13 protein-coding genes are annotated in these 16,984 nt (G+C 58.9%); 4 read left to right on the top strand and 9 right to left on the bottom strand.

Annotation, left to right across the window (positions count from 1 at the left end; translation table 11 throughout):
- Nucleotides 1-355 precede the first annotated feature (355 nt).
- Entirely contained in the window at nt 356-2,428 is a 2,073-nt protein-coding gene (gene glyS, locus CLV83_RS19140) for a glycine--tRNA ligase subunit beta (RefSeq protein WP_132296409.1), read from the bottom strand.
- Nucleotides 2,428-3,402, bottom strand: coding sequence for a glycine--tRNA ligase subunit alpha (gene glyQ, locus CLV83_RS19135; RefSeq protein ID WP_132296406.1), 975 nt, complete (start codon nt 3,400-3,402; stop codon nt 2,428-2,430). Before glyQ ends, glyS begins: the two co-directional genes overlap by 1 nt.
- Nucleotides 3,403-3,593: 191 nt before the next feature.
- On the opposite strand from glyQ, the gene CLV83_RS19130 reads away from it, so the two are divergent.
- Nucleotides 3,594-4,514, top strand: coding sequence for a lysophospholipid acyltransferase family protein (locus CLV83_RS19130; protein ID WP_132296403.1), 921 nt, complete (start codon nt 3,594-3,596; stop codon nt 4,512-4,514).
- Nucleotides 4,515-4,520: 6 nt separating this feature from the next.
- Here CLV83_RS19130 and CLV83_RS19125 read toward each other — a convergent pair whose 3' ends face one another.
- The 5 genes from CLV83_RS19125 to def form a co-directional block, all read right to left on the bottom strand.
- The gene (locus CLV83_RS19125; RefSeq protein ID WP_132296400.1) at nt 4,521-5,969 is read right to left on the bottom strand and encodes a TrkH family potassium uptake protein; all 1,449 of its coding nucleotides are present in this window, start codon (nt 5,967-5,969) and stop codon (nt 4,521-4,523) included.
- A 44-nt stretch (nt 5,970-6,013) separates the two neighbouring features.
- The gene (gene trkA / locus CLV83_RS19120) at nt 6,014-7,390 is read right to left on the bottom strand and encodes a Trk system potassium transporter TrkA (RefSeq protein ID WP_132296397.1); all 1,377 of its coding nucleotides are present in this window, start codon (nt 7,388-7,390) and stop codon (nt 6,014-6,016) included.
- Between the two features lie 12 nt (nt 7,391-7,402).
- A complete protein-coding gene (gene rsmB, locus CLV83_RS19115; RefSeq protein WP_132296394.1) occupies nt 7,403-8,722 on the bottom strand; it encodes a 16S rRNA (cytosine(967)-C(5))-methyltransferase RsmB in 1,320 nt (439 codons plus the stop codon).
- Nucleotides 8,723-8,727: 5 nt separating this feature from the next.
- A complete protein-coding gene (gene fmt, locus CLV83_RS19110; protein WP_132296391.1) occupies nt 8,728-9,678 on the bottom strand; it encodes a methionyl-tRNA formyltransferase in 951 nt (316 codons plus the stop codon).
- A gap of 76 nt (nt 9,679-9,754) precedes the next feature.
- Complete coding sequence (gene def / locus CLV83_RS19105) at nt 9,755-10,267, bottom strand: peptide deformylase (protein WP_132296388.1); 513 nt, start codon at nt 10,265-10,267, stop codon at nt 9,755-9,757.
- A gap of 159 nt (nt 10,268-10,426) precedes the next feature.
- Here def and CLV83_RS19100 point away from each other — a divergent pair, with 159 nt between their 5' ends.
- Both CLV83_RS19100 and dprA read left to right on the top strand, forming a co-directional pair.
- Nucleotides 10,427-11,470: a LysM peptidoglycan-binding domain-containing protein gene (locus CLV83_RS19100; RefSeq protein WP_132296385.1), complete on the top strand. Its 1,044-nt coding sequence runs from the start codon at nt 10,427-10,429 to the stop codon at nt 11,468-11,470.
- 22 nt (nt 11,471-11,492) lie between these two features.
- Nucleotides 11,493-12,590, top strand: coding sequence for a DNA-processing protein DprA (dprA, locus tag CLV83_RS19095; RefSeq protein WP_132296382.1), 1,098 nt, complete (start codon nt 11,493-11,495; stop codon nt 12,588-12,590).
- On the opposite strand, the gene mdoH is transcribed toward dprA, so the two are convergent.
- Both mdoH and CLV83_RS19085 read right to left on the bottom strand, forming a co-directional pair.
- Entirely contained in the window at nt 12,587-14,725 is a 2,139-nt protein-coding gene (gene mdoH / locus CLV83_RS19090) for a glucans biosynthesis glucosyltransferase MdoH (RefSeq protein ID WP_132296379.1), read from the bottom strand. The two genes, dprA and mdoH, sit on opposite strands and share 4 nt — an antisense overlap.
- On the bottom strand, nt 14,722-16,275 hold the full coding sequence (locus CLV83_RS19085; RefSeq protein ID WP_132296376.1) for an OpgD/OpgG family glucan biosynthesis protein: 1,554 nt from the start codon (nt 16,273-16,275) through the stop codon (nt 14,722-14,724). The genes mdoH and CLV83_RS19085 overlap by 4 nt, the downstream gene beginning before the upstream one ends.
- A 132-nt stretch (nt 16,276-16,407) precedes the next feature.
- On the opposite strand from CLV83_RS19085, the gene tsaC reads away from it, so the two are divergent.
- Nucleotides 16,408-16,965, top strand: coding sequence for an L-threonylcarbamoyladenylate synthase type 1 TsaC (gene tsaC, locus CLV83_RS19080; protein WP_132296373.1), 558 nt, complete (start codon nt 16,408-16,410; stop codon nt 16,963-16,965).
- Nucleotides 16,966-16,984 lie beyond the last annotated feature (19 nt).

Below are 16,984 nucleotides of genomic sequence, written 5' to 3'. Positions count from 1 at the left end.
CGAGATCCTTCCGATAATTAATTCCTGTCCTTATTTCTATTGGGTGCTCAGTACGCAGGTTGAAAGCGCCTTCCAGTCTGGCGGTGTACGTAACAGATTAGGTCGAGATACCAGGTTCGCTTCGGTTTGAAGATTCGATGTTCTGGTCATAACACGGGCTTTTATTGATTGGGTGATTAGAGGGTATTCATATCAATGAGGGTGGTGTGTGCTGTGGGTTAGAGTGTTTCACGTGAAACACTCTGGATGAGACTCTCTGTAACCGGCGGATGGATAAATGTGGTAGAGAGCGTGGTTCCACGTGAAACAAAAAAAGGCCCCTTGCGGGGCCTTTACTGTGGCTTTGCCAGCTAGCTTAGCCAGCGATCAGGGAGATGTCCGCAACGCCGAGGAACAGGTTGCGGAGCTTGGTGAGGAGCGCGAGACGGTTGCCGCGAACCCTCTCGTCGTCTGCCATTACCATTACTTCGTCGAAGAAACGATCCACCGGAGCCTGGAGTTTAGCCAAAGCTTCAAGCGCATTCTGGTACTCGCCCTTTTCGAAGACCGGAGCAAGCTCCGCTTCCAGTGCAGTAACCTGCTTCGCCAGCTCAACTTCCGCTGCATCGGTCAGCAGTGAGCTATCAACGCTGTCTGCGACCTCGCCTTCCTGCTTGCTGAGGATGTTGCTGACGCGCTTGTTAGCGGCCGCCAGGGATGCGGATTCCGGCAGTGTACGGAAGTGAGAGACTGCTCGTACGCGGCGGTCGAAATCCAGAGGCTTGGTCGGACGCAGGGTATGAACGGCGATGTAGTTATCGACGCTGATACCACGCTCTTCGTACCAGGCGCGGAAGCGCTCGAGCATGAACTCAAGCACCTGCTCAACCACACTGTCCTGTGCCGGCAGCTGACCGTACTGGTCTGCAGCAGCTTGAAGCAGTGTGCGCAGGTCTAGAGCCAGATCGTTCTCAACGATAATGCGCAGTGTACCCAGGGTGGCACGACGCAGGGCAAACGGATCCTTGGAGCCGGTCGGCGGCTGGTTGATACCGAACAGGCCGACAAGTGTGTCGAGGCGGTCAGCGATGGCTACCGCGATACCGGTCTTGGTCTGCGGCAGTTCGTCGCCGTGGAAGCGCGGCATGTAGTGCTCGTTCTGAGCGAGTGCCACCTCTTCCGGTTCGCCGTCGTTCAGCGCATAGTGGTAACCCATCAGGCCCTGAAGCTCAGGAAACTCCAATACCATCTCAGATACCAGGTCCGCCTTACACAGCAGCCCTGCGCGGGATGCCTGTGCGCTGTCGCCACCGATCTGGTCGGCGATCAGGCCGGCGAGACCGCTGATACGGGTGCTCTTCTCGAAGACGGTGCCCAGCTCGTTCTGGAACACGATCTTCTTCAGCGCTTCGGTACGTGATTCCAGCGTCTGCTTCTTGTCGGTCTCGAAGAAGAATGCCGCATCGGATAGACGCGGACGGATCACCTTCTCGTTCCCTTCGATCACAAGCTGCGGATCACGGGACTCGATATTGGCCACGGTGATGAAGTACGGCATCAGCTTGCCGTCGTTATCCAGTAGGTGGAAGTACTTCTGGTGGTCCGCCATGGAGGAGATCAGCGCCTGAGACGGTACTTCCAGGAAGCGTGCCTCGAAGCGTCCGGTCAGTGCCACCGGCCATTCGTTAAGGGCACAAACCTCTTCCAGCAGGCCTTCGTCGATAACCACGTTGCCGCCGACCTTTTCGGCTTCAGCCAGCAGCTGGGCGCGGATCAGTTCCTGGCGCTCTTCGAAGTCGGCCAGTACTTTGCCCTTCTCTTTCAGCGTTTCGGCATACTGACGGCCGTCGAACAGTTCGATCGGCTCGTTGTAATGGAAACGGTGACCGCGGGTGTGACGGCCGGCGGTGTGGCTCATGATCTCGCAGGGAACGACTTCATCACCGAACAGCAGTACAACCCATTTTACCGGACGCACGAATTCCGCACGGGATGAACCCCAGCGCATCCGTTTCGGAATCGGCAGGTTATCCAGTGCCTGGGTGATCACTTCGGCCAGAAGCGGAGCCACAGGCTGTGCGGGAGTGACTTTCTCGAAGCTGTACTTGCCGCCTACAACGCTGAGCTGGTCCACTTCGGTACCGCATTTACGTGCGAAGCCCTGCAGCGCCTTGGACGGGTTGCCGTCGGCATCGAAGGCGATCTTTTCCGGCGGGCCCTGAACGGTAATACGGTTTTCAGGAACCTCGGTGGGCAGATCGGTAGCCAGAACGGCCAGGCGGCGCGGAGCGCCGTACGCCTTGAAAGTGGTACCGGACAGTTGCTCTTTACCGAGCAGGCTTTCCAGGCCGCTACGGATGCCGCTTTCCAGTGCAGTGGAAAGGGCCTTCAACGCTTTCGGCGGAAGCTCTTCGGTGCCAAGTTCAAACAGAAAATCTTTTGCCGACATCAGTGGTTCTCCTCTTGGCTGGCGGCCATGACTTCATCTCGAATCTCCGGATCAGCGAGCGGGAAGCCAAGTGCCTTGCGGGAGTTGAAGTAAGCGTGAGCGACCTCGCGGGCCAGGGTACGAACGCGCAGGATATAGCGCTGACGTTCAGTAACGGAGATCGCGTGGCGAGCGTCGAGCAAGTTGAAGGTGTGTGATGCCTTAAGCACGTGCTCGTAAGCCGGCAGCGGCAGCGGTGTTTCCAGTGCCAGTAGCTTGTTGCACTCGCGCTCGTGGTAGTCAAAGCTGTTGAACAGGGTGTCTACGTCGGCGTGTTCGAAGTTGTAAGTGGACTGCTCTACTTCGTTCTGGTGATACACATCGCCATAGGTGACAACACTGCCATCCGGAGCGCGGGACCAGATAAGGTCGTATACGCTGTCCACTTTCTGCAGGTACATGGCGATACGCTCAAGGCCGTAGGTCAGCTCGCCGGTGACCGGGTAGCATTCCAGGCCGCCAGCCTGCTGGAAGTAGGTGAACTGAGTGACTTCCATACCGTTGAGCCAGATCTCCCAGCCAAGACCCCAGGCGCCCAGTGTGGGTGATTCCCAGTTGTCTTCGACGAAGCGGACATCGTGAACCAGCGGGTCTACGCCGATATGCTCAAGAGACTGCAGGAAGAGTTCCTGAATATTGTCGGGGTTAGGCTTGAGAACCACCTGGAACTGGTAGTAGTGCTGCAGGCGGTTCGGGTTTTCGCCATAGCGACCGTCAGTCGGGCGGCGGCTCGGTTGGACATAGGCTGAACGCCAGCGTTCGGGACCTATGGAGCGCAGAAAGGTCGCGGGATGAAAGGTGCCGGCGCCAACCTCGAGATCCAGCGGCTGCATCACGACGCAGCCCTGCTCCGCCCAAAACTGCTGCAGGGCCAGGATCAGTCCCTGGAAAGTGCTAACGTCTGGTTTAACCTTGTCAGTCACGGAAATCACCATTGAATTCGAAGTGGACAAAATAAGACGCGAATTATACATGATTGGACCGCTTATTGCGGTGCCGGGTACCGACAGAGGCGCTAATTTCCTGGGCTGGCACCGAGGTATGATGAAAGGTGCCGGCTTTATCATTGGATCAAAAACGCGTGCCGCTATAATGCGGCTACGGATCAACAACGGGATGGCCTGATTTGAAAGAGTTAAAAGCAGTTCTGGGGATCTTCTGTATGCGCCTGGTGGCTTTGCTGCCGCTGAGCATGGCTCAATGGCTGGGCCGGTGTATGGGGCGCTGGATCTACCGTCAGGGCGACAAGCAGCGGCTGTATACCAATACGCGGATCAACCTGGAACTCTGTTTCCCTGAAATGCCCAAAGCCGAGCGCGACAAGCTGACGAAGAAGAGCCTGGAAAATACCGGCTGTTCGTTGGCCGAGATGGGCGTGTCCTGGATCTGGTCGCCGGAGCGGGTGCTGGAAAAGGTCAAATCCGTGGTTGGCGAAGATCTCATCGCCGATGAACTTAACAACGGTCGAGGAATTCTGCTCATAGCCCCGCACCTGGGTAATTGGGAGGTGATGAACCTATACCTCTCACGGCGCTATCCGGTGACGGCCATGTACAAACCGCCACGACAGAAAAAGTTCGATGAGCTGATTTTGAAACGCCGTGCCCGCCTCGGTTCCAAAATGGCACCGGCGGATACCCGTGGCGTGCGCATGCTGATCAAGGCGTTGCGAGGCGGTGAAATCGTTGGGGTACTCCCTGATCAGGAGCCAGATCGCGAGGGTGGCGTGTTTGTGCCCTTCTTTGGCCAGCCAGCGCTGACCATGAAGCTGTTTCCGCAACTGGCGGCTCAGACCGGGGTGACGGTGATTTCCGGCTATGCAAAGAGGCTTGAAAACGGTGAAGGGTTTGAGCTGCGTTTTGCCAAAGCGGAAGCGGAGATCAATAACAAGGATGTGCAGATCTCAGCGGCGGCGATGAACCGCAGTATTGAGCATTGCGTTAATGAATGCCCAGAGCAGTATCAGTGGGAATATAAACGCTTCCACAGCCGTGAGGATGGTTCGGATAACCCCTACCGCCTGCCCTACCGCCTGCCCCGCCGCTAAGCGCTGTTAGCGGCGCCAGAAGGCCGGTGACAGCAGTACCAGGAAGGTAAATACCTCCAAACGACCCAGCAGCATCGCCAGGCAGAGAATCCACTTGGCGGTGTCGTTCAGGTCACCGTAGTGCAGCGATACCCCGCCAAGACCAGGCCCCAGGTTGTTCAGCGTCGCCCCCACCGCGGACCAGGCCGTCACCTGGTCCAGGCCGGTTGCCAGCAGACCGATCAGCATGATCACAAAGACCAGCAGGTAGACCGAGAAGAATCCCCAGACCGCTTCCAGCACATTGTCACTGATCGGGCGCCGGCCCAGCTTGACGGGAATAACCGCGCTCGGATGGATCAGGCGTAGCAGTTCGCGGTGACCCTGTTTGATGATCAGCAGTATGCGGATCACCTTCATGCCGCCGCCGGTGGAGCCAGCGCAGCCACCGGCGAAGGCGGCGACAAACAGCATGAACGGCAGCATCGCCGGCCAGTGGGCGAAATCAGCGGTGCTGAAGCCGGTGGTAGTCGCGATCGAGACCACCATGAAAACGGCTCTGCGCACCCCTTCCAGGGGCTTATAGGTGGCGTTAAGGATCAACGCCACAAAGGTGATCGCCGTTATCACGGCAAGCAGTGTCAGGTAGAACTTGAACTCCGGATCCTTGAAGTAGTGCAGCAGGGTCTTTTGGCGCCAGGCGAAGAAATGTAGACCGAAGTTCACGCCGGAAACGATCATGAATACCACGCAGATCGCCTCAATTACCGGGCTGTTGAAATAGGCGATGCTGGCATCGTGAGTTGAGAAGCCGCCGATGGCCACCGTCGCGAAGCTGTGTCCGATGGCGTCAAACAGGGACATCCCCGCGGCCCAGTAGCCCAGAGCGCAGGCAATGGTCAGGGACAGGTAGATATACCAGAGCGCCTTGGCGGTCTCGGTGATACGAGGTGTCAGCTTGGAGTCTTTCACCGGGCCCGGTGTCTCGGCACGGTAAAGCTGCATGCCACCGATCCCCAGCATTGGCAGGATCGCCACCGCCAGCACGATGATCCCCATACCGCCAAGCCACTGCAGCTGCTGACGGTAGTAGAGCAGCGATTTTGGCAACATATCCAGGCCGGTCATCACCGTCGCCCCGGTTGTTGTCAGGCCGGAGAGCGATTCAAAAATCGCATCGGTAAAGCTGAGATGCGGCGACTCCGACAGCTGCAACGGCAGGCTACCGGCCGCGGCCAGTACGCTCCAGAACAGCACGGTAATCAGGAAGCCGTCACGGGTGCGCAGATCCTGGCGCACGCCGTGCACCGGTATCCAGATCAAAAAGCCAGACAGCAGGGTGATAAAGAACGCGATAGCAAAGGCGTGCACCGCGCCATCATCGAAATAGAGCGAAACAGCCATGGGCGGAAGCTGGGTAATGCTGAAAATCATCAGCAGGATACCGAGGATGCGCAGTATCACTTTGAAATGCATTTACCGTGCTCGCTGTGGTTGATCTGCGTCTGGACGCTTGCTGTTTAGAAAAAGGTCAGACCGACCTGGAATAGCCTTTCCACATCGTTGATGCGGCGGTTATCGACCAGGAACAGAATGACGTGATCACCATTTTCGACCACGACATCATCATGGGCGATCAGTACTTCATTGCCACGGATGATGGCGCCGATGGTAGTGCCCGGGGGCAGCGCGATCTCTTCGATCATACGACCGACCACCTTGGACGATTTCGGGTCGCCGTGGGCAACCGCTTCCAGCGCTTCTGCGGCGCCGCGGCGCAGCGAGTGCACGGCGGCTACGTCACCACGGCGCACGTGGGTCAGCAGCGCACCAATGGTGGTCTGCTGCGGGGAGATGGCGATATCGATCGCACCACCCTGCACCAGGTCCACGTAGGCCGGATTGTTGATCAGTGTCATTACCGTGCGCACACCAAGACGCTTGGCCAGCATGGAGGCCATGATGTTGGCTTCGTCATCGTTGGTCAGGGCACAGAACACATCGGTATCTTCGATGTTCTCTTCCAGCAGCAGATCACGGTCGGAGGCGCTGCCGTGCAACACGATGGTCTTATCGAGCTGTCGTGCCAGCAGGTTACAGCGGCCGATATCGCGCTCGATGATCTTCACCTGCATCTGGTTTTCAATCGTGCTGGCCAGACGCGCACCGATGTTACCGCCGCCGGCGATGATGACGCGTTTATACGGATTGTCCAGGCGGCGCAGCTCACTCATCACGGCGCGGATATCGTTGCGCGCGGCGATAAAGAACACCTCGTCATCGGCTTCGATCACCGTATCCCCGGTGGGGATGATCGGACGGTCCTGGCGGAAAATTGCTGCGACGCGAGTATCGATATTGGGCATGTGCGCGCGCAGGTAGGCGATTTCGCGACCCACCAGCGGTCCGCCGTAATAGGCCTTTACCGCCACCAGCTGGGCCTGGCCTTCGGCAAAGTCGAGCACCTGCAGCGCGCCGGGGTGCTGGATCATGCGTTTGATATGCATGGTGACCAGCTCTTCCGGGCTGATCAGGACATCGATGGGGATCGCTTTGTTATCGAAGATCGCCTTGTTGCGCTGCAGATAGTCGTGTTCGCGGACACGGGCGATCTTGGTCGGTACGTTAAACAGTGTCTGCGCGACCTGGCAGGCGATCATGTTGACCTCATCGCTGTTGGTCACAGCAATCAGCATGTCGGCATCCTGGGCACCGGCCTGGTCAAGTACGCTGGGGTAGGAGGCCTTACCTTCGATGGTGCGTATATCCAGGCGATCCTGGAGTTCACGCAGACGACCGGTATCCGTATCCACTACGGTGATGTCGTTGGCTTCGTTGGCAAGGTGATCGGCGAGCGAACCGCCGACCTGTCCGGCACCCAGAATAATGATCTTCACTCAGAGCCTCGGTTACTTGTCTGTGCCCGCATCGGGCTGTTTTGTCAGAATCGCGTAGAAGAAACCGTCATGCCCGCCATCGACCGGAAACAGCTGGCGGCCGAAGGGGCGTTCGATACCGCATGCGAGCGGTACTGGCTCGGCCTGGGCATCGGCGTGGAGTTTAACAAAGCGTTGCATAATCCGCTCATTTTCCTGTGGGAATACCGAGCAGGTCGCGTACACCAGTCGGCCACCGGGCTTGAGCATGCGCCAGAGGTTACTGAGAATGCTCAGCTGCAGGTTGGCGAGCGCAAGGATTTCCTCGTTACGCCGCAATACCTTGATATCGGGATTGCGGCGGATGACGCCGGTACCGCTGCAGGGGGCGTCGACCAGAATCCGGTCAAAGGGTTTACCGTCCCACCAGTCACCGGCACTGGCGTCGCCCAGGTGTAATAAGCATTCGTGTGAGAGCTTCAGGCGCTCAAGGTTGTCGCGGGTACGTTCTATGCGGGCGGGCTCCATCTCCACAGCGACCACTTCACCGAGGCTTGGATTCGCCTCAAGCAGGTGACAGAGTTTGCCGCCGGGGGCCGCGCAGGCGTCGAGAACACGGTCGCCCTGCTCCGTTTCGAGCAACAGGTTGGCAAGCTGAGCCGCTTCGTCCTGCACGCTGAACCAGCCAGCAGCAAAGCCTGGGATTTCCGCCGTATCTCGCGCTTCAGTCAGGGTGATCGCTTCGGGCGCAAGTCCACTGGCCGTGGCCTGGATGCCTGCTTCGGCGAGCTTCTCTAATGCTGCATCTCGGGTTAGTAAGCGCTTATTAACCCGTAGTGTCATCGGACCCTGGTTATCGTTGGCGGTGAGAATGCTTTGCCAGTGATCGGGCCAGTTGTGCTTGAGCTTTTCGATCAGCCACTGCGGATGGTTCCAGCGGAAGGCTTCGTCAGTGGCGAGACTGGATTCGATCTTCTCCTGCTCCCGCTGAAAGCGGCGCAATACGGCGTTGATCAGTTTGCCAGCCCAATCCTTGTTCAGTAGCTCGGCACCATCGACGGTTTCGCTGACTGCAGCATGGGCGGGAATGCGCAGTGAACGCAGCTGATACAGACCGATCAGCAGCAGGGCGCGCAGATCCTGGTCCTGTTCGCGAAATGGACGCTTAAGCAGTTTCGTCGCGATGGCATCAAGGCGGTAGAGGTCACGCAGGGTGCCATAGCAGAGCTGGCGCAGCAGTGGCCGGTCACGCGGTTCACAGCCGTCCAGTGCCTCCGGCAGCAAGGACTTGAGTGAGCCGCGCTGTTGCAGCAGTGAGGCGACCAGTGTTGCCGCCCTGACCCGAATATTCATCTGTGTTAACCCAGACGCTTGCCGACGGCAAAGCGCTCCCTGTGCGCATTAAGCAAGGCGGACACCGGCTGCGGCTTTCCGCCCGGCAGTTGCATCTCCTGAAGTGACAGGCAGCCCTGCCCTGTCGCTACCAGCAGAGAATCCCGGCGCTGTTCCAGGATAGTGCCGGGCTCGGCCTGCGCAGCCTGGTCTTCAGCGCTGGCCTGCCAAACCTTGAGTTTCTGCTCTTCAAATTCAGTGTAGGCCACCAGCCGGGGGTTGAGTCCGCGTACCTGCAAGGCCAGTTCAGCGGCGCTCTTGCCCCAGTCCAGCTCAGCTTCGGTTTTGTCCAGCTTGCTGGCGTAGCAGGCGCCGGCGTCGTCCTGGGGCTCAGGGTTAAGCTCACCAGCGGACAGCGGATCGAGCGCATTCACCAGCGTTTCTGCACCGAGCAGTGCCAGGCGGTCATGCAGGACACCACCGGTGTCCTCAAGATTGATCGGGCAGCGCGCGATGCTGAGCATATCGCCGGTATCCAGCCCCGCATCCATCTGCATGATGGTAATACCGGTTTCGCTATCGCCGGCCAGCAGAGCTCGCTCGATCGGCGCCGCGCCACGCCAGCGCGGTAGCAGCGAGGCGTGCACATTGATACAGCCCAGGCGCGGCGTGTCGAGTACCGCCTGCGGCAGAATCAGGCCGTAGGCCACCACGATCATCAGGTCGGCGTTAAGGGCTGCCAGCTCCGCCTGGGCATCTTCATTACGCAGGCTCAGGGGCTGATAGACCGGCAGGCCGTGCTCCAGCGCCAGGGCCTTGACCGGGCTGGGCTTGAGCTTTTTGCCGCGGCCGGCGCGACGGTCCGGCTGGGTATAGACGGCAATGACCTGGTGATCGGTTTTCAGCACGGCATCCAGGCTGGATGCGGCGAAGTCGGGGGTGCCTGCAAAGATGATTCGAAGTGGCGTGCGGGTCATGGGCGGTTTCGTCTCGGGCATAGAAAAACAGGCTTGCCGAAGCAAACCTGTCTGAAGTGTTACGTGCCGGGCTGGATCAGCCGGCCGCTTCGGCGCGGTGTTTCTTTTCCAGCTTGGAGCGGATGCGGTTACGCTTCAGCCCCGACAGGTAATCGACAAACAACTTGCCGTTGAGGTGGTCCAGCTCATGCTGAATACATACGGCCAGCAGACCATCAGCGACGAAGTTCTGCTCTTCGCCCTGTTGGTTCAGTGAGGTGACCTGAATTTTATGTGGACGCACCACGTTGTCGAAAAAGCCGGGAACCGACAGACAACCTTCCTGCATCTCTTCAAGAGTTTGATCCAGTACCGTATATTCGGGATTGATCAAAGTCAGGGGTTCGGACTGGTCTTCCGACAGATCGATAACGACAATGCGCTTGTGTACGTTGACCTGGGTAGCCGCAAGGCCTATACCGGGTGCGTCGTACATCGTTTCGAACATGTCATCGACCAGTTGCTTGATACTGTCATCGACAACGTCGACGGGTTCGGCGATAGTGCGTAGTCGAGGATCAGGAAATTCAAGAATCTTGAGTTTGGACATAGTATCTGCTTAAACGCTGTTCGACGGGCGTGTCGGATGGAGAAAAGTAAGATGCAGCCTATTATACTGATAATGTTGTCTAATGCATGCTCAGACGCCTCGGGTATACGCCATTCCGGCGCAACCGGAAGGACGTTGGCATTACAAGGGAACTGAAGAATGAACCGAATGCTTTGCGCGTCGCTGACAGCGGCATTTCTGCTGCTTGGCAGCCCGGCACAGGCAGAGGTCCGCGAAGACCGGATCCAGCTCGCTGAAGGACACCCGACAGAGTATGTCGTCGTTAAGGGCGATACCCTCTGGGATATTTCGGGGCACTTCCTGAAATCTCCCTGGAAATGGCCTGACGTTTGGTATGTGAACCCCCAGATCGATAACCCCCACCTGATCTATCCCGGCGATATTATTTATCTGACCTGGGTTGATGGTCAGCCACGACTTGGCCTGCAGCGCGGCATCAAGAAGCTGAGCCCGCAAGCCCGTGTATCTCCGCTGGATCGTGCAATCCCGGCGATTCCGCTGAAGGATATTTCCGCGTTCCTCAACAGCAACCTGGTGGTGGATGAGGATATCCTCGAGAAGGCGCCCTATGTGATCGGTGGCAAGAACGAACGTATCGTCGCCGGTGCAGGTGACCGTGTGTATGCACGTGGTGTACCGGTTGAGGATGTGTCCCAGCAGGGCGTTTACCGCCCGGCCCGTGCCTACCATGATCCGATGACCAACGAGCTGCTTGGCTATGAGCTCGACAAGGTCGCGGACGGCCGTATCACGGCGCGTGACGACGATACCCAGGTGCTGACCATGGACCTTTACGACTCCTTTGAGAAGGAAGTCCGTGTTCGTGACCGGGTTATCCCGAACGATGAGCAGCGTGTGGACTCTGTCTTCTACCCGTCTGCCGGTCCTGATCTCGATAATGCGGTGATCATGGAAGTGCTCAGCGGCATCGAGCAGATCGGTCAGTTCGATGTGGTTGCGCTCAACGTGGGTCAGCGCGAAGGGGTTGAAACCGGCAACGTGTTTGCCGTCTTCAACAAGGGTGAGGTGGTCAAGGATCCTGTGACCAACGAAGCCGTCATGCTGCCGTCGGAACGCGCCGGTGAGCTGATGGTGTTCCGTGCCTTCGATAAACTCAGCTACGGGCTGGTGATGCGTGCCACCAACGTAATCAAGGTGGGTGACGAACTTCGCACTCCCTGATTCCTGATTAGGAAATGACGCCATGAGCGATCCAAGGGAATGGATCGCTGCAAGCCTTCTGCCCGGTATCGGTCCCGTCACCCTGGCGCGGCTGAGGGCGGAGGGAGTAGCTCCTCCCGACCTGTTTAGCAATGAAACTCTCGCATCCTCGCTGGGCCTTAAGCGCCCGGTGAGGGATGCTATCCTCAGCTACCGTATGGGTGGCGATCTATACCAACGCGCCTCTGAACTGTCTGATCTCGCCGCAGAGCGTGGTTGGACCCTGCTGCACCTGGACTCCCCCGCTTACCCTGACCTGCTGAAGCAGATCCCCGATCCGCCTATCCTGCTTTGGATCGATGGCGACCCCGATCTGCTTTGCCTGCCACAGGTCGCGATCGTAGGCAGCCGTCATGCCAGCCGGGACGGTATTAACCAGGCCTCACGCTTTGCCGCGGATCTTGCAGCCGGAGGGCTGGCGATCAACAGTGGTCTGGCGCGGGGCATAGATACGGCAGCTCACCAGGGTGCCGTTGATGCAGGCGGAAAGACGCTGGCGATTATCGGCACCGGGCTGGATCGCTGCTACCCGGCAGCAAACCTGAAACTGGCGCAGCAGATACGCGACAGCGGCGGAGCGCTGGTATCCGAATATACGCCGGGAACGCGACCGCTGGCGCAGAACTTTCCGCGCCGCAACCGGATTATCAGTGGCTTGAGCGTTGGTACCCTGGTGGTGGAAGCGGCGCCGCGCAGTGGCTCGCTGATCACCGCGCGGCAGGCCCTGGAACAGGGGCGAGAGGTCTTCGCCCTGCCCGGCTCGATCCATAATCCGTTAAGCCGTGGCTGCCACGGACTGATTCGCGAAGGTGCCACGCTGGTGGAGTCCAGCGCACATGTCATTGAGGAGCTGGCGCCGTTGCTGGGTAGCCTGCTGCCGCAGGACGTGTTGCTGGATGATATCTCCGTGCCGGATACGGATGATCCTGTGCTGAGAGAGATTCCCTTTGCCCCGATCAGTTTTGATGATCTCGCCCAGCGGCTGGCGCTGGAACCTTCGAGTTTGCAGCAGCAGCTGATGCGGCTGGAACTCGAAGGCCGCATCGAGCTGCGTGGCAGCCTGATCACCCGCGTCGGCTAGCCGGCTTTGGTCTGCTGTTGATGGGTTGGACTTTGCGCCAGACCGACCAGCATGCGGTAGAGGTAGGGTGTCAGCAGCACCTTGTCGAGCTCCTTTTCACTCAGCCATTGCAGTGCCTGGCGATGGTTGGGTGCATCCATGATTTTCACCCGTGCCAGCGCTTCTTCAGCGGTAAATGGCGTGCCCTCGTATTTGGGTGTCAGCGCTTCGTGGCGGCTGATCAGATAGCTGTTGCTGAAGTGTTCCTCTAGCGGCGCCATGCAGGCGAGCTTGGCCTCGATCGTTGGATGCAGGCGGCGATAGGTGCGCAACACCGATGGTTCTTCCAGCTCTTCAGCCGTCGCCAGTATCCGCCGACGCTGAAACCAGCCGCCGATCTTAAGCGAAGCGGTCAGCGCGGAGAGCGGCGCGGCGAGCAGCAGGCCGAAAATCGCCGGCGAGAGCCAGGCCAGCAGAGCCGGTGAGTTATTCCACGCGACCAGAGCCAGCGCCACGCCGATAACCGTATGCCAGCGATGCCGGTAGAAGAGCTGTTTCCACGGCAGGCTGCCATCATCGCGACGCTGCGGGCTCCAGCCGCTGTCACCGCCCATCAGGGTTGAGAACACCGCACCACAGTGAACACACATCATGATCGGAGCGATGGCCGCCGAGAGCAGTATCTCGACCAGCATGCTACCGATTGTGCGCGCGGTGCCGCCGAGTCGCTGCCGCAGTGAAGCGTTCATCAACACCCTGGCGATGCCAAGGATCTTCGGAATCAGCAGTACCAGCATGGTCAGCAGGAATAGCCGTACCGCGCGCGGGGCATCCTGGCGAGGCCAGGATGGGAACAGCGAGAAGGTACTGTCGAAGTATTCCGGGCGGATGTACTGCGCCTGCAGGGCCAGCATGACACCGACCAGGATCAGTGCGAACCAGAGTGGACTGCAGAGGTACGAAAAGATGCCGGTCAGGAGGTGGAAGCGGTTGACCCAGTGAAAGCCGCGGCTGCCGATCACCTTGGAATGCTGCAGGTTGCCCTGGCACCAGCGCCGGTCACGCACCGCAAGATCAACGATGGAGGGAGGGCTTTCCTCGTAAGAGCCTTCCAGATCGTCGGCGATGATCACCTTCCAGCCACAGCGTCTCAGCAGCGCCGCTTCAACAAAGTCATGGCTGAGTATGGTGCCGCCAAATGGCGCCCGGCCCTTCAGCTGCGGCAAGCCGCAGGCATCCATAAAGGCCTGACGGCGGATGATGGCATTGTGCCCCCAGAAGTTGCCCTCGGAGCCGGCCCAGCGGGCCAGACCCGCGGCGATGATCGGCCCGTAAACGGCGTTGGCAAACTGCTGCAGCCGCGCGATCAGGCTGGTGCCGCCGACCAGGCGCGGCACCGTCTGAATCAGACCTGCGTTCGGGTCCCGGTCGATCCGGTTAGCCAGCTGGATAATGACATCGGCGCTGAGCAGACTGTCTGCATCGAGGACCAGCAGATAATCGTAGTGACTGCCCCAGTTGCGGCAGAACTCCGCCACATTGCCTGATTTACGGTCAGTATTGACCCGGCGCCTGCGGTAGTAGATCCGGCTTTTGTCACCGAGGCGCTGGCGCAGCAGGCTGACCGCCTCCTCTTCCTTCAGCGCGGTTTCCGGGTCCCGGGTGTCGCTTAACAGGCACCAGTCGAACCCCGAATTTGCGCCGTACTGATCCAGTTCATGCACCATCGCCTCGATGGCGGTGGCAACCGATGCGGGGTTTTCGTTGTAACAGGGTACCAGTACTGCAGTGTGCCCCTTGGCTTCCAGCTTGAGCGGGCCGCTACCTGTGGCTGCATCGCCTTGGTCGCGTGAGCGCAGGATCAGAAAACCGGCAACGGCACCGACAGCGGCCAGGGCGATCCAGGCGAAGGTGATCAGGAACAGACCGAGCATCGCCCATTCCAGTGGCGTGGTCCCACCCAGGGACAGAACACCGTACATCTCGAAACCGCCGTATCCGAGCAGCGCTGCGCTGGCGCCGAAGACCGCCAAGCGGGCACGTGGAGCCGGATCAGGAGTGGCCTGGGGGCCCACCGGGCGACGCAGCTCCTGAGTCTGCATCTGTGCCGCTTTTATCGGCGGCATGCCCGGTTTGCAGGCTTGGTTAGGGCTCATTCGACGGTCCAGCGATAAACCCAGGATTCGACCGGGCGTTGGTCAGCGAACTTCAGGTTGAGGCTCAGTTCGGAGAGCTCAGCGTCCTGCGGGTCCAGCTCAAACGAGACGCGATAGCCGTGGGTCTCTGGGTTTTTGCTGACCACCAGGTTGCTGGTGCTGCCTGCGGAGGCGTTCAGAATCGCTTCAGGCAGCTGCTCCGGCAACGGTGTATTTTGATCGGCTGGCGCGTAGTCGATCACGAACAGACGTTCCGGAGTGGGTTCGGCTATATCCGCTCTGCCCTGGCGGGTAGAGACTACCCTGAGGGTGTCGGGCGTAGCCTGGGGTCCTGTGCCCCAGCTGAGCCTGTAGGCAAAGCTGAACGGCTGCTGCGGTTGCAGTGGCGCAGCGGGCTTCCAGAAGGCGACAATATTGTCATGTATTTCCGAATTGGTGGGGATCTCGGTGAGCACCACCTCGCCTTCGCCCCAGTCGCCCACCGGCTCGACCCAGAGGCTGGGACGTTTCTCGTAATGCGCTTCCAGGTCCTGGTAATGGGCAAAATCGCGATCACGCTGCATCAGGCCGAAGCCGATGGGTGAGGTATCCATAAAGGCGCTGATCTGCAGTTCGGTGGGGTTGGCCAGCGGACGCCAGATCCGTTCGCCGCGGCCGTTGACCATCAGCAATCCATCGGAATCATGCACCTGCGGGCGGAAATCATCGATGCCCAGGCGGTTTGACTGGGAGAAATAGTACATGCTGGTGCCCGGCGCGAAGCCTACGTTGCTTAGCTCTGTGCGGGGGAAAAGTGTGGCCTCCACATCCATGCTGGTCTGCTCGCCGGGGCGGACCGTGAATCGATAGGCGCCGGTCAGGCTTTCACTGTCGAGCAGGGCGTGGATCACGACAGCGTTGGCTTTATCGCTGGGCTTTTCGACCCAGAATGCGCGGAATACAGGAAACTCTTCCCCCTCGGGGGCTCCGGTCTTAACGGCGAGGCCTCGTGCTGAGAGGCCATACTTCTGGTTGCGGCCGACGGAGCGGAAGTAGCTGGCCCCCTGGAATACCACCAGTTCGTCCCAGATATCGGGTTTGTTCAGCGGCGTATGCAGGCGCAGGCCGGCAAAGCCGATATCTTCCTGGGGCAGTTGGATGCTGGCCGGTGGTTCAACGGTAAAGAGTTCTGGCGAGTAGCTTAGATGTGTAGCTTTGTTACCTTCGACGACGGCAATTTCAACCGGGTTATTGAAATAGAGTCCTGGATGAAACAACTGCATGCGGTAGGGACGGTTGCTATCGGCCCAGAGCGCCTTGTCGGGACGGAAACGGATCGCCCGGTACTCGTCATAGTCCAGTTCATTGAGGTATTCGGGCGCCTCGGGCAGGGGCTCAAACGAAGATTCCGCGAGTTCTCTGGCTATAGATGTCACCAGATCACGATTAAAGTCGCCGGTTTTGGCGAACTGGGCGTCGGCAGAGGCCGCCATCGGCAGCATGCAGAACAGAAGCGCAACTAAGCGTTGGCGATTAGACCTGATAGAAGAGTAGCCAGAGCATCCATTCATCGTAAAATTCCCTTTAAGATATACGTACCGAGACTTGCAGAACCGGGTATAAGTTCCAACTGGTATCGTTCTGGGCGGTTGCAAAGGCCCAGGCAAGTCGCTAATTTCACGCCTTTTAAACGGAAACACGCTGTGAACGACTGGCATATAGATCAAGCCGTCAGGGTTCTGCGCCAGGGGGGAATCATCGCCTACCCGACAGAAGCCGTCTGGGGTTTGGGGTGCGATCCTTTTAATCCTGAGGCCGTGGCGCGCCTACTCGAGATAAAACGCAGGCCCGAGCATAAGGGACTGATTCTGGCAGCCGCCAGTGAGTTCCAGATCTCCGGGCTGCTGGCTCCATTGAACGACGAGCAGCGCGAACTGTTGAGCAGCACCTGGCCCGGTCCGAATACCTGGCTACTGCCAGACCCAGCGCAACTGATCCCGCGCTGGGTCAAGGGCAGTCACTCAGGGGTGGCTGTACGTGTTAGCGCGCACCCTGTGGTGCAGGCGCTGTGTAGCGCCTACGGTGGCCCTATTGTTTCAACTTCGGCCAATGTCAGTGCGGCTCCGCCGGCAAAATCAAAGCTTAAAGTAAGGACTTACTTCGGCTCTGATGTTGACTATATAGTCGACGGTGCACTGGGTTCCCAGAGTAAGCCCACTACGATCAGAGATATCTCTGATAATAAAGTAGTTAGATCGTAAGTTAGTATTCACTTCGGAG

The sequence above is a fragment of the Marinobacterium mangrovicola genome (genome assembly GCF_004339595.1).
Classification (GTDB): domain Bacteria; phylum Pseudomonadota; class Gammaproteobacteria; order Pseudomonadales; family Balneatricaceae; genus Marinobacterium_D; species Marinobacterium_D mangrovicola.
This window is presented reverse-complemented; position numbering and strand designations above follow the sequence as displayed.

Coding starts and splice junctions, on each gene's coding strand:
- glyS (WP_132296409.1), bottom strand. CDS start 2,428: ATGTCGGCAAAAGATTTTCTGTTTGAACTTGGCACCGAAGAGCTTCCG.
- glyQ (WP_132296406.1), bottom strand. CDS start 3,402: ATGGTGATTTCCGTGACTGACAAGGTTAAACCAGACGTTAGCACTTTC.
- CLV83_RS19125 (WP_132296400.1), bottom strand. CDS start 5,969: ATGCATTTCAAAGTGATACTGCGCATCCTCGGTATCCTGCTGATGATT.
- rsmB (WP_132296394.1), bottom strand. CDS start 8,722: ATGAATATTCGGGTCAGGGCGGCAACACTGGTCGCCTCACTGCTGCAA.
- fmt (WP_132296391.1), bottom strand. CDS start 9,678: ATGACCCGCACGCCACTTCGAATCATCTTTGCAGGCACCCCCGACTTC.
- def (WP_132296388.1), bottom strand. CDS start 10,267: ATGTCCAAACTCAAGATTCTTGAATTTCCTGATCCTCGACTACGCACT.
- CLV83_RS19100 (WP_132296385.1), top strand. CDS start 10,427: ATGAACCGAATGCTTTGCGCGTCGCTGACAGCGGCATTTCTGCTGCTT.
- dprA (WP_132296382.1), top strand. CDS start 11,493: ATGAGCGATCCAAGGGAATGGATCGCTGCAAGCCTTCTGCCCGGTATC.
- mdoH (WP_132296379.1), bottom strand. CDS start 14,725: ATGAGCCCTAACCAAGCCTGCAAACCGGGCATGCCGCCGATAAAAGCG.
- CLV83_RS19085 (WP_132296376.1), bottom strand. CDS start 16,275: ATGAATGGATGCTCTGGCTACTCTTCTATCAGGTCTAATCGCCAACGC.